The following is a 12,239-nucleotide window of genomic DNA, read 5'->3' as shown; positions in this document are numbered from 1 at the left end:
CCGCCTTGGTCTTCAGGTCGCGCAGGTTCCCCACGCCATGCCGGCGCAGGCAGCGGTCCAGCCCCGAGCGCGAGGCGTTCGGGTTCAGGAACTCCCGCACAACCGCCAGCAGATCATCCAGCGACACCAGCAGCGCCTTTCGCAGGGCCACCGCGACGGCCTCCTGCGGTGGTGTGTCAGCGTCGTCTGGAGACTGTGCGGCGTGTGGCTGCGATCTGCGACGCTGTCGCGCTTGCGCCACTTGTAAACGGTCTGCTCCGTTATGCCGAAGCGCTCGGCCAGGACCGGAGCAGGCTCCGTGCTCGCCTGGATCGCCGCCCGCACCTTCGGCGTGGTCGTGGCCTGCTTGTGAAGATGTATCAGCATGGTCGTGCCCCGTCTCGAAGGTCCCTCAGAACCGATCTTGCCATGAAGAGCGCGGATCGTCGCGGGGAAAGGTGATCATCCGGGACGGAACAATTAACGATCAGCTCGTCGCAGAAAAAGGCTTTATCGGCGAGGTCGGCGGGCCCTACGGCTCGTCGACGCACATCACGCCTGACTGGGTCGCTCGCGCCACCTCCTGGCTGACCGGTTTGGAGGCCAACGCTATCTTGGCACCGACTCCTCGCTCAAGGCCGACGCGGGCCGCGCCACAGTGCGGCTTGATCCGACCCCTGAGGATCATGAAGGAGTCCCCATGATGGGCTGCTATTACCCTGGCGCACAGATAGGACAGCGGCCCTCATGCGCCCTCGCTCATGATACGCGCCAAGTCGTCGCAGAGATCCGTCATGGCAGTGATCTTGCGTTCAAGTGCAATAATTACCGGGAGGAACTTCGCTCCGTCCTGTCTGGTCTGCACAATTCGGACCAGGACTTTGCGTGCGGCCTTTAACCTTTCCACTTCGACATCCACGGCAACCAGCCCTCCAGATCAATGATGGAGGGGAATTCGGTTCATCGCGATCTACGCAGAAATCGGGTGTGAGCGGACGAGAGCGAGTGCGCAGAGGATGCCACAGCAGGGGCCGCATCTCGGCGTGGGGCAGTTTGTGGGGCAGTTTTTGAGAAAAAGACGCGTCCAACCCCTGAAAACCAAGCGTTCTTGGATTTTAGGGGTTGACCGTGGTGCCCAGGAGAGGACTCGAACCTCCACTCCCTTGCGGGAACTGGCACCTGAAGCCAGCGCGTCTACCAATTCCGCCACCTGGGCAATCACGGTGGGCGGTGGGTATCTCCGGCCTCGGGCGGTGTCAATCGGCCTGACCGGAAAATCGTACGTGTCGATCCGCGCACTTGTCGCGCGGGTGTGCGGCGGCTATCCGGACACGTGATCTAACCGCCCGGCAAGGAGCGCGACCCATGCAGAAGCTCGTCACCATATTCGGCGGCTCCGGCTTTCTCGGCCGCTATGTCGCACAGCGTCTGGCGAAAGCAGGCTGGCGCGTTCGGGTGGCGGTGCGTCGCCCGTACGAGGCGCATTTCGTACGGATGTACGGAGCGGTCGGACAGGTCGAGCCGGTCTTCGCCAACATCCGAAGCGATCAATCCGTGGCCGCGGCCCTGTCGGGCGCCGACGCGGTGGTGAACTGCGTCGGCATCCTCGCGGAGTCGGGCGCCAACAAGTTCGGCGCGGTGCAGGCCGAGGGCGCCGCGCGGATTGCGCGACTGGCCGCCGCCGAGGGCTGCGAGCGCATGGTGCAGATCAGCGCGATCGGCGCAGACTCCGCCAGCGACAGCGACTATGCCCGCACCAAGGCCGAGGGTGAGGCCGGTCTCCTCGAGCACATGCCCGATGCCGTGATCCTGCGCCCGTCGATCATGTTCGGCGCAGAGGACGAGTTCTTCAACCGCTTCGCCGGCATGGCGCGGTTCTTTCCGGTGGTGCCCGTGGTCGGCGCGAACACCCGGTTTCAGCCGGTCTTCGTCGACGACGTGGCGGCCGCCGCCGAGGTCGCGGTGCATGGCCGCGTGCCCGGCGGCATCTACGAGCTGGGCGGGCCGGACGTGGAGACCTTCCGCGAGTTGATGGCGACGATGCTGCGGGTAATCCGCCGCCGCGCCCTGATCCTGCCGGTTCCGTTCTTTGCCGCCAGGCTTCTGGCCGGTGCGCTGGATCTCGGGCAGCGGGCGACGTTCGGCATCGTGAGTAACGGGATGCTCACGCGCGATCAGGTGCGCAATCTCGCGCGCGACAACGTCGTGGGCGACACGGCCACGGGCTTCGAAGCCTTCGGCATCTCACCCACGGCGATGGAGGCCATCCTGCCGGGCTATCTCTGGCGGTTCCGGCCGTCGGGCCAGTATTCCGACATCCAGCGCAGCGCCCGGAATCTAAAGGCTGACCGAGGGCCGCGTTCGCGCTAAGTCCTCCACCCTCAGGGTTTGGGGGACGAATATGGCTGGAAATGGGCGCGATCTGACGGAGGGTCCCGTCTGGCGCAATCTCGTGGCGGTCGCGGGGCCGATGATGTTCGGGATCCTCGCGGTGGTCTCGACCGGGATCGTCGACGCCTATTTTCTGGCCAAGGTCTCGCCCGAGGCGCTGGCGGCGGTCGGCTTTATCTATCCGGTGACGACGGCCATCATGTCGCTGTCGATCGGTCTGTCGGCGGGTGCGAGCGCGGTTATCAGCCAAGCGCTCGGCCGGCGCGACGGGCATGACGACGTCACGCGGCGAGGGCTGCATGCGCTGGCGCTCGGGCTGTGCTTCGCATCGCTCGCGGCCCTGCTGTTCTGGCTGCTGGACAAGCCGCTTCTGGGGCTTCTCGGGGCGGACGAGAAGGTTCTCGAGGCGGCTTTGCGCTACACGCCGATCTGGTGCCTCGCCTTTCCGTTCCTCGTGACGATGATGCTGATCAACGCCATCTTCCGGGCGCATGGCAACGGGTTCTGGTCGGCGGCGATCATGGTCGCTTCGGCGGTGGTGAACGTGGCGTCGACGCCGGTCCTGATCCTCGGCCTCGGGCCGGTTCCGGAACTGGGTATTGCGGGGGCGGCATGGGGAACCTTCCTCGCCATGGCGACCGCCGCCGCGCTGGCGGCCGCGCTCGCGCTCAAGGACGGCATCCTGCAACCCTGCGAAGCGCCCCTGCGGGACTTCATGCGAAACGCCAAGGCAATCGGCGGTGTGGGCGGGCCGGCGGCCACCTCGAACGCGATCCGGCCCGCCGGCATGGCCCTGGTGACGGCGGCGGTTGCGACGGTAGGGAGCGACTATGTCGGCGGGTTCGGTGCGGCGACACGGGTTCAGTCGCTGATCTGCGTGCCCTTTCTTGCGCTCTCCGCGGGGATCGGACCGGTCGTGGGCCAGAACTGGGGCGCCGACAGGAAGGACCGCTCGCGGGAAGGGCTTCGGCTATGCCTGCTCTTCTCGTTGGGCTACGGGCTCCTCATCGCGTTGACGCTGTCATTTTTCGCCGGTCCCATCGCGCAGGCCTTCGGGGCGAGCGACGACAGTACGGCCGCGGCGAAATCCTATCTGCGCATCGTCGGCTGGTCGCTCTTCGGCTATGGAATGCTCGTCACCGGAAACGCCTCGCTCAACGCGATCTCGAAAGCCGGGCATGCGATGACGCTGTCGCTCGCCCGGGTGCTGGCGGTTTACGTACCGCTTGCGTGGCTGGGCGTGACGCTGTTCGGCTATACCGGCATTCTCGGCGCGGCGGTAATGGCCAACGTCTTCGGCGCATGGGCGGTGCTTGTGGCGGGGCGGGCGACGGGGCTGCTCAAGATCGACATGCCGCCCGTCCGCTGGGCCGCCTCGCGGGTGCCGTCCTAGCCGTAGGCCCAGAGCAACAGGCCCGCCCCGAGGATCAGACGGTAGATGACGTAGGGCGTGAAATCGACCGATTTGAGGAGTCGCATCATCAGGGCGAGGGCGGCCAGCGCCGCGAAGAAGGCCATCACGGCTGCGATGAGCGCATCGCGCAGCAGCGTGCCGGATGCGTCGGCCGCGACGTCGGCCGCAAGGAGCGCAGCCGAAGCGAAGATCGTCGGGATGGACATCAGCATCGAGATCCGCGCCGCGTCCTCGCGCACGAATCCCATCGCGCGGGCGCCGGTGATGCAGATGCCCGACCGCGACGTGCCGGGGATGAGCGCCAGCGCCTGCCAGAGGCCGAGCTTCAGCGCGGCGGAGAGCGTCCAGTCGCCGATGCCGGCTTCGGACGGACCGCGCCGGTCGAACCACCAAAGCAGAAGCCCGAAGCCGATCGTCGCCCACCCGATCAGCGCCACGGATCGGAACGCCGCGGCGCCGATGGTGAATTGCAGCACGAATCCGGCGAGGATGATGGGGACCGTAGCGACGGCGAGCGCCGCGGCAAGACGCTCGTCCGGGCCGAAACGGCGGCGGAAGAGACCGCCCGTCCCGCGCGCCGCACGGGTGACGTCGCTCCAGAAGTACATCACGACCGCCCCGAGCGTGCCGAGATGAAGCGCGATGTCGAGCGCGGTCCCCTGATCCTCCATGCCGGTGAGGCTGGGAAGAAGGATAAGATGTCCCGATGACGAGATCGGCAGGAATTCCGTAACTCCCTGGATCAGCGCGAGAAGGATGAGGTTCCAGAGGGCCATGTGATTCGTCCGTTTTGAGCCTTGTGTGCCATGCGTGGTCGGAGAGAAAGCCGACCCTTGAGGCCGTTTCGGACCCAATATTTCGTGTTTCAGGCACCACAGACGATCCCAACAGCCCGAGAAAGCGAAATTAGGTCAGCAAAGCTGCCTTTTATCCTGTTTGAAGCTGGCGTATGGGGCCCTTGTGGTGATTGTGGCGTCCTTCGGCGCCGCGTTCAGATTCTCCGAAAAAGGGGTACGAGATGGCGACGAACAAAATGCTCCGTTTTGTAACCGTAGCGCGACAGACGCCCGAAAAGCGTGAGGCGCTCGACCGCAAGGACGACTTCGGAGAGATCTATCGCGAATTCGCCGCCGAGCGGGCGGCAGAGCAATCAGCGCGCTGTTCGCAATGCGGTGTGCCCTATTGCCAGTCGCATTGCCCGCTGCACAACAACATCCCCGACTGGCTGCGCCTGACCGCCGAGGGCCGGCTGCGCGAGGCCTACGACATCAGCCAACTGACCAACACCTTCCCGGAAATCTGCGGTCGGATCTGCCCGCAGGACCGGCTCTGCGAGGGCAATTGCGTCATCGAGAAATCGGGTCACGGGACCGTGACGATCGGCGCGGTGGAGAAGTACATCACCGACACCGCCTTCGATAACGGCTGGGTGCCGTCGATCGCGCCGCATGAGGAGCGACCGGAAAGCGTGGGCATCATCGGCGCGGGTCCCGGCGGGCTGGCCGCGGCCGACATGCTGCGTCGTGCCGGCGTGCAGGTGACGGTCTATGACCGCTATGACCGCGCGGGCGGCCTGATGAGCTACGGCATCCCCGGCTTCAAGCTGGAGAAGGAAGTCGTCACCCGCCGCAACGCGCAGCTCGCCGATGGCGGCGTGACCTTCCGGCTCGGATGCGAGGTCGGGCGCGACATCACCTTCGACGAGATCCGCGCCGCGCATGACGCGGTCATCGTGGCCACCGGCGTCTACAAGTCGCGGGAGCTGGGCGGCGAGAACCATGACGCGCAGGGCATCGTCCGGGCCATCGATTACCTGACGGCCTCGTCGAAGAAGTATTTCGGTGACGAGGTTCCCGAGTTCGACAGCGGCGAGTTGAACGCCAAGGGCAAGCGCGTCGTTGTGATCGGCGGCGGGGACACGGCGATGGATTGCGTACGCACCGCCATCCGGCAGGGCGCGACCAGCGTGAAATGCCTTTATCGCCGCGACAAGTCGAACATGCCCGGCTCCCAGCGCGAGGTTGCCAATGCCGAGGAGGAGGGCGTGGAGTTCGTCTGGCTTACCGCGCCGGCGGGATTTGCCGGAACGCAGGCCGCCTCTCTCGGCGGTGGCGTCGCCGTCAGCGGCGTCCACGTGCAGCGCATGCGTCTGGGCGAGGCCGACGCGACCGGACGCTCGAAGCCCGAGGTGATCGAGGGGGCCGATTACGTCGAGGAGGCCGACCTCGTGATCAAGGCGCTGGGGTTCGAGCCCGAGGAATTGCCGACGCTGTGGAACAAGCCCGAACTCGAAGTGACGCGGTGGGGAACGATCAAGGCCGATTTCCGCACGCACGAGACGCCGCTGCCGGGTGTTTATGCGGTGGGCGACATCGTTCGCGGTGCGTCGCTGGTGGTCTGGGCGATCCGCGACGGGCGCGAGGCGGCCGAGGCGATCCTCGACCGGGTCGCCGCGGGCGCGGCCCCCATCGCCGCGGAGTGAGGGATTTGACCAAAGCCTTCACGCACCGCATGCGCCCGGGACCGAACGAGCACGGTCTTCGTTGGGATCCTTTCGCATGAAAGGACACGACATGACGCTACGTACGCTTTCCCTGCTGGCCCTGCTGACTGCTACCCCCGCCGCCGCTCAGAACATCGGCGACGGCTTTCGCTGTCCCGGCCCCGAGGACCTCCCCGACGTGCTGATCACGGTGGGGCGGACAGACATGCTGTCGGAGCTTCTGGGCGAGCCGGTGGAGCCGGACCGGACGATCCTGCACGTGCAGATGATCGGCGACGGCGCGGATTTGCCGCTGGTGCCGCATGCGCCCTTCGACGAGGCGGCGGTGGCGGGCTGCATCTCCGAGCATGAGACGCCCTTCGACCGCGTCGCCTTCGGCGAGGGGCTCGATGAATACCGCAGGGCCGTCCGTCTGGACGAGGCCGGCCTGTTCAACATTCCGCCGGCAGAGGCCTATTGGCTGACGCTGGGGTCCTTACCGGATGGAGACGGATCATGACGCATTGGTTCACCGAGTTCGACCGTGACGAAGCCGGCCGCCGCGCCAACCTGGGCGCGACGAGCCTTTACCGCGAAGAGAGCGAACACGCCTCCTGCGGCGTTGGGCTGGTCGTCGATATCGCGGGCAAGCGGTCGCGTCGTGTGGTCGAGGCCGGGATCGAGGCGCTCAAGGCGGTGTGGCACCGCGGCGCTGTCGATGCCGACGGCAAGACCGGCGACGGCGCAGGTATCCACGTGCAGATCCCCGTCGAGTTCTTCCATGACCAGATCCGGCGGACCGGCCATGAGCCGCACACCGACCGTCGCATCGCGGTGGGGCAGGTCTTCCTGCCCCGCAACGATTTCGGGGCGCAGGAAGTTTGCCGCACGATTGTCGAGACCGAAGTTCTGCGGATGGGCCACGCCATTTACGGGTGGCGCCATGTCCCGGTGAATGTCGGGTGTCTGGGCGACAAGGCGAACGCGACGCGGCCCGAGATCGAGCAGATTCTGATCCACGATGCGAAGGGGCTTCACGAGGAGGCGTTCGAGCGCGAACTCTACGTCATCCGCCGCCGCATCGAGAAGGCCGCCATCGCCGCGCAGGTGCCGGGCCTCTATCTCGCGTCGCTGTCCAACCGCGGCGTGATCTACAAGGGGATGATGCTGGCGCAGGACGTGGCCGACTTCTATCCCGACCTGCAGGATGCGCGGTTCGAGAGCGCCTTCGCGATCTACCATCAGCGTTATTCGACCAACACCTTCCCGCAATGGTGGCTGGCGCAGCCGTTCCGCATGCTTGCGCATAACGGCGAGATCAACACGCTCAAGGGCAACGTGAACTGGATGCGCAGCCACGAGATCCGGATGGCGAGCGGGTTCTTCGGCGACCAGGCCGACGACATCAAGCCGATCGTGCCGCAGGGGGCCTCGGATTCCGCCGCACTCGACTCGGTGTTCGAGGTGCTGGTCCGCGCGGGCCGGTCGGCTCCGATGGCCAAGACGATGCTGGTGCCCGAAAGCTGGTCGCGGCAGGCGGTCGAGCTGCCCGAAGCGTGGCGCGACATGTATTCCTACTGCAACTCGGTGATGGAGCCTTGGGACGGCCCGGCGGCGCTAGCCATGACGGACGGCCGCTGGGTTTGCGCGGGGCTCGACCGCAACGGACTGCGGCCGATGCGCTACGTCGTGTCGGGCGACGGCCTGTTGATCGCCGGCTCCGAGGCCGGAATGGTCCCGGTGGACGAAAGCCGCGTCGTCGAAAAGGGCGCGCTTGGCCCCGGACAGATGATCGCGGTTGACATGGAGGAGGGGAAGCTCTTCCACGACACCGAACTCAAGGACAAGCTGTCGGGCGAGCGGCCCTTCGGCGAGTGGGTCCAAAAGATCACCGACTTGGAGGAGGTGACGAAGGGCGTTGCCGAGACCGCGCTTCACGAGGGAGCGGCGCTGCGGTCGCGGCAGGTCGCCGCCGGCTACTCGGTCGAGGAACTGGAACAGATCCTCGCGCCGATGGCCGAGGACGGCAAGGAAACGCTGGCCTCGATGGGCGACGACACGCCCGCGGCCGTCCTGTCGGAGAAGTACCGGCCGCTGAGCCACTTCTTCCGCCAGAGCTTCAGTCAGGTGACGAACCCGCCGATCGACAGTTTGCGCGAATTCCGGGTGATGAGCCTCAAGACCCGGTTCGGCAACCTCAAGAACGTGCTGGAGGAAAGCTCCAAGCAGACCGAGATCCTGATGCTCGACAGCCCGTTCGTGGGCAATGCGCAGTTCCAGGCGATGTTCGAGCACATGGAGGATTCGGTCGTCACGATCGACTGCACCTTCCCCGCGGGCGGTGCGGCCGGTGCGCTTCAGGCCGGGCTGGAGCGGATCCGCGCCGAGGCCGAGGATGCCGTACGGTCGGGTGCGGGGCACATCGTGCTGACCGACCGGATGCAGGACGAGGACAAGGTGGCGATGCCGATGATCCTCGCCACGAGCGCGGTGCATTCGTGGCTGACGCGCAAGGGGCTCCGGACCTTCTGCTCGATCAACATCCGCTCCGCCGAGTGCATCGACCCGCATTATTTCGCGGTCCTGATCGGGTGCGGGGCGACGACGGTGAACCCCTATCTCGCGCAGGACAGCCTTGCCGACCGGATCGCCAAGGGATTGCTCGATTGTTCGCTCGACGAAGCGGTGGCGCGTTACCGGCAGGCCATCGATGCGGGCCTGCTCAAGATCATGGCGAAGATGGGCATCTCGGTGATCTCATCCTATCGCGGCGGCCTGAACTTCGAGGCCGTCGGCCTCAGCCGCGCGATGGTGGCCGAGTATTTCCCCGGCATGCTGTCGCGGATCTCGGGCATCGGGATCAGCGGCTTGCAGAAGAAGCTCGAAGCCGTGCACACGGCCGGCTGGCGGCGGGGAACGTCAAACGTCCTGCCAATCGGCGGCTTCTACAAGGCGCGGCGCTCGGGCGAGAAGCATGCTTGGGAAGCGCAGACGATGCACATGCTGCAGGCTGCCTGCGACCGTGGCTCCTATGAGTTGTGGAAGCAGTTCTCGAACGCGATGCGGGCGAACCCGCCGATCCATCTGCGCGACCTTCTGGCGATCAAGCCCAAGGGCAACCCGATCCCGCTGGAGGAGGTCGAAAGCATCACCGCCATCCGCAAGCGCTTCGTGACGCCGGGGATGTCGTTGGGCGCGCTGAGCCCGGAGGCGCACAAGCTTCTGAACGTGGCGATGAACCGGATCGGCGCGAAGTCGGATTCCGGCGAAGGAGGCGAGGATCCGGCGCATTTCGTGCCCGAGGGCAATGGCGACAACCCGTCCGCCAAGATCAAGCAAGTGGCCTCAGGGCGCTTCGGCGTGACAGCCGAATACCTGAACACCTGCGAGGAGTTGGAGATCAAGGTCGCGCAGGGCGCAAAGCCCGGCGAAGGCGGACAGCTTCCGGGCATGAAGGTCACCGAACTGATCGCACGGCTTCGGCATTCGACGCCGGGTGTGACGCTGATCTCGCCGCCGCCACACCACGACATCTATTCGATCGAGGATCTGGCGCAGCTGATCTACGACCTCAAGCAGATCAACCCGCGCGCCAAGGTGACGGTGAAGCTCGTGGCCTCCTCGGGCGTTGGCACGATTGCCGCCGGTGTCGCCAAGGCAAAGGCCGACGTGATCCTGATCTCGGGTCATAACGGCGGCACCGGCGCTTCGCCCGCCACGTCGATCAAATACGCGGGCCTGCCATGGGAAATGGGTCTGACGGAGGCGCATCAGGTTCTGGCGATGAACCACCTGCGGTCGCGCGTGACCCTGCGCACGGATGGCGGTTTGCGCACGGGACGCGATATTGTCATGGCCGCGATGATGGGGGCCGAGGAATATGGCATCGGCACCGCCGCGCTGATCGCCATGGGCTGCATCATGGTGCGGCAATGCCAGTCGAACACCTGCCCCGTCGGCGTGTGCACACAGGACCCGCGCCTGCGCGAGAAGTTTACCGGCACGGCCGAGAAGGTCGTCAACCTCATCACTTTCTACGCCCAGGAGGTGCGCGAGGTGCTGGCGGAAATCGGGGCGCGGTCGCTCGACGAGGTGATCGGGCGGGCGGATCTGCTGACGCAGGTGTCGCGCGGCTCGGCGCATCTCGACGACCTCGACCTCAACCCGCTGCTCATCACGGTGGATGGCACGGATCGGATCGCCTACGACCGCGACAAGCCGCGCAACACGGTCTCCGACACGCTCGATGCGCTGATCGTCAAGGATGCGCAGCGTTTCCTCGAAGACGGGGAGAAGATGCAGCTCTCCTATGCCGTGCAGAATACCCACCGGACGGTCGGCACGCGGGTGTCGAGCCACATCGTGTCGAAGTTCGGGATGCGCAACAGGCTGCAGCCCGATCACCTGACGGTGAAGCTTCAGGGCTCCGCCGGTCAGTCGCTGGGCGCCTTCGCGGCGCCGGGCCTGAAGATCGAGGTGTCGGGCGATGCGAACGACTACGTCGGCAAGGGCCTTTCGGGCGGCACGATCGTCGTCCGTCCGCCCATGGGCTCGCCGCTGAAGGCGGATGAGAACACGATCATCGGGAATACCGTGCTCTATGGTGCGACGGACGGCTATCTCTTCGCCGCCGGCTGTGCGGGAGAGCGGTTCGCGGTCCGAAACTCCGGTGCGCGTGTCGTGATCGAGGGCTGCGGCTCGAATGGCTGCGAGTACATGACCGGCGGCGTCGCCGTGATCCTCGGCGCAATCGGGGCCAACTTCGGTGCCGGCATGACGGGGGGCATGGCCTATCTCTATGATCCTGAGGGGGCTTCGGCACCGCTGATGAACATGGAGACGCTCGTGACCTGCCCCGTCACCGTCGCGCATTGGGAGGCGCAAATCCTCGACCTGATCGAGAGGCACGCCGCCGAGACCGGTTCCCGGAAGGCGCGGACCATTCTGGCGGATTGGGAACGCGAGCGGGGGAATTTCCTTCAGGTCTGCCCGAAGGAGATGCTGATCCACCTGCCCGCGCCGCTGACCGAGGAAGCCGGTGCAATTCCGGCGGAATGATTGAATTGAATGGGGGCGACGGTGTCGCCCCCAATTTTTTAACGCAATCGCGAGATTTGCGCTGCTCATTTCGAGCCAACGTGAGTTTTCTCGGTCAACACATCAGAAATTCTGCCGACGTTTATCCCGAACTTGGCCGCAATCACGTGTTGCTTCTCTCCTGCAAGACGAAGAAGCCAGACAGCTATGGCTTCCGGCCAAGTGAGGCTTAAATGGGTCACCTGGATGATGTTCATTGGGAGGGATTTCATGGTGCTAGGCCGTGTTGACAAAACCTTTCCCGTAGCGCTTTCGGCGTGATTCACGCTGCCTGATTTTGGTCGGGGGGAGTGACGCGATGGCGCGGGGTCTGATGTCGAACGCGGAGTGGGCGTTCTTCGAGCCGATCATCCGGGGGGTACGTGCCCGAAACGGTCGGCAGGGAGCCGATCACCGGCGGGTGCTAGACGGGGTGTTCTGGATCGCCCGGACGGGAAGCCCTTGGCGCGACCTGCCCGAGGAGTTCGGCAAGTGGTCGTCGGTCTACCGCCAGTTCCGCCGTTGGACGCTGGCAGGTCTGTGGGAGACGATCCTGGAGGCGCTCAACGAGGCTGCGGGAGAGCTGGATCACCCGCCCGACCGGCTTCATATGATCGACAGCACCGTCGTCCGGGCGCACCAGCATGCAGCCGGCGCGATAGAGCAACCTGCGGTCTGGAAATTCTGCTGAGAGCGGGTCATGCATCCTGGCATTCCCATTTGATGTAGGCCTTGGTCTCGGAGGCCCATTTCTCGTCGATCTCTACGAGGACGGCGCTGACCAGTCGCAGCAGAGCGTCGTCGCTGGGAAAGACCCTGACCTTTACGGTGCGCCGCTTGAGCTCCTGCTGGACGGATCGCTCCATCGGGTTTGAAGTGCGCAGCCGGCGGCGATGG

General features: G+C 65.6%; 8 protein-coding genes, 1 tRNA gene and 2 pseudogenes. 6 read left to right on the top strand and 5 right to left on the bottom strand.

Annotation, left to right across the window (positions count from 1 at the left end; all coding sequences use genetic code 11):
- Both JSE7799_RS21665 and JSE7799_RS08075 read right to left on the bottom strand, forming a co-directional pair.
- Positions 1 to 366 (bottom strand): annotated as a pseudogene (locus tag JSE7799_RS21665) (transposase family protein); the annotation flags it as partial.
- Between the two features lie 742 nt (positions 367 to 1,108).
- Positions 1,109 to 1,195: transfer RNA gene (locus tag JSE7799_RS08075), tRNA-Leu, on the bottom strand.
- A gap of 149 nt (positions 1,196 to 1,344) precedes the next feature.
- Between JSE7799_RS08075 and JSE7799_RS08070 the strand changes: the two genes are divergently transcribed.
- Both JSE7799_RS08070 and JSE7799_RS08065 read left to right on the top strand, forming a co-directional pair.
- A complete protein-coding gene (locus tag JSE7799_RS08070; protein ID WP_055663156.1) occupies positions 1,345 to 2,349 on the top strand; it encodes a complex I NDUFA9 subunit family protein in 1,005 nt (334 codons plus the stop codon).
- 31 nt (positions 2,350 to 2,380) lie between these two features.
- Positions 2,381 to 3,763, top strand: coding sequence for an MATE family efflux transporter (locus JSE7799_RS08065; RefSeq protein WP_055663155.1), 1,383 nt, complete (start codon positions 2,381 to 2,383; stop codon positions 3,761 to 3,763).
- On the opposite strand, the gene JSE7799_RS08060 is transcribed toward JSE7799_RS08065, so the two are convergent.
- Positions 3,760 to 4,560, bottom strand: a complete 801-nt coding sequence (locus JSE7799_RS08060; RefSeq protein WP_055663154.1) for an undecaprenyl-diphosphate phosphatase — start codon at positions 4,558 to 4,560, stop codon at positions 3,760 to 3,762. The two genes, JSE7799_RS08065 and JSE7799_RS08060, sit on opposite strands and share 4 nt — an antisense overlap.
- A 242-nt stretch (positions 4,561 to 4,802) precedes the next feature.
- Between JSE7799_RS08060 and JSE7799_RS08055 the strand changes: the two genes are divergently transcribed.
- From JSE7799_RS08055 to gltB, 3 genes are all read left to right on the top strand, one after another.
- Complete coding sequence (locus JSE7799_RS08055; protein WP_055663153.1) at positions 4,803 to 6,266, top strand: NAD(P)-dependent oxidoreductase; 1,464 nt, start codon at positions 4,803 to 4,805, stop codon at positions 6,264 to 6,266.
- Between the two features lie 91 nt (positions 6,267 to 6,357).
- Positions 6,358 to 6,786 carry a hypothetical protein gene (locus JSE7799_RS08050; protein WP_055663152.1) on the top strand — a complete coding sequence of 143 codons (429 nt, stop codon included), beginning with the start codon at positions 6,358 to 6,360 and terminating at the stop codon, positions 6,784 to 6,786.
- Entirely contained in the window at positions 6,783 to 11,324 is a 4,542-nt protein-coding gene (gene gltB, locus JSE7799_RS08045) for a glutamate synthase large subunit (RefSeq protein WP_055663151.1), read from the top strand. Before JSE7799_RS08050 ends, gltB begins: the two co-directional genes overlap by 4 nt.
- A 65-nt stretch (positions 11,325 to 11,389) precedes the next feature.
- Here gltB and JSE7799_RS21000 read toward each other — a convergent pair whose 3' ends face one another.
- On the bottom strand, positions 11,390 to 11,560 hold the full coding sequence (locus tag JSE7799_RS21000; RefSeq protein WP_186201876.1) for a hypothetical protein: 171 nt from the start codon (positions 11,558 to 11,560) through the stop codon (positions 11,390 to 11,392).
- Between the two features lie 101 nt (positions 11,561 to 11,661).
- Here JSE7799_RS21000 and JSE7799_RS08040 point away from each other — a divergent pair.
- A pseudogene (locus tag JSE7799_RS08040) lies at positions 11,662 to 12,000 on the top strand (IS5 family transposase); the annotation flags it as partial.
- Between the two features lie 40 nt (positions 12,001 to 12,040).
- Here the strand turns inward: JSE7799_RS08040 and JSE7799_RS08035 are convergent.
- The coding region (locus JSE7799_RS08035) for a transposase (protein ID WP_186201875.1) at positions 12,041 to 12,239 on the bottom strand (199 nt) is incomplete at its 5' end.

It is taken from the genome of Jannaschia seosinensis, from assembly GCF_001408515.1.
Lineage (GTDB): Bacteria > Pseudomonadota > Alphaproteobacteria > Rhodobacterales > Rhodobacteraceae > Jannaschia > Jannaschia seosinensis.
The sequence above is the reverse complement of the archived record's forward strand: the minus strand, read 5'-3'. Positions and strand labels throughout refer to the sequence as shown.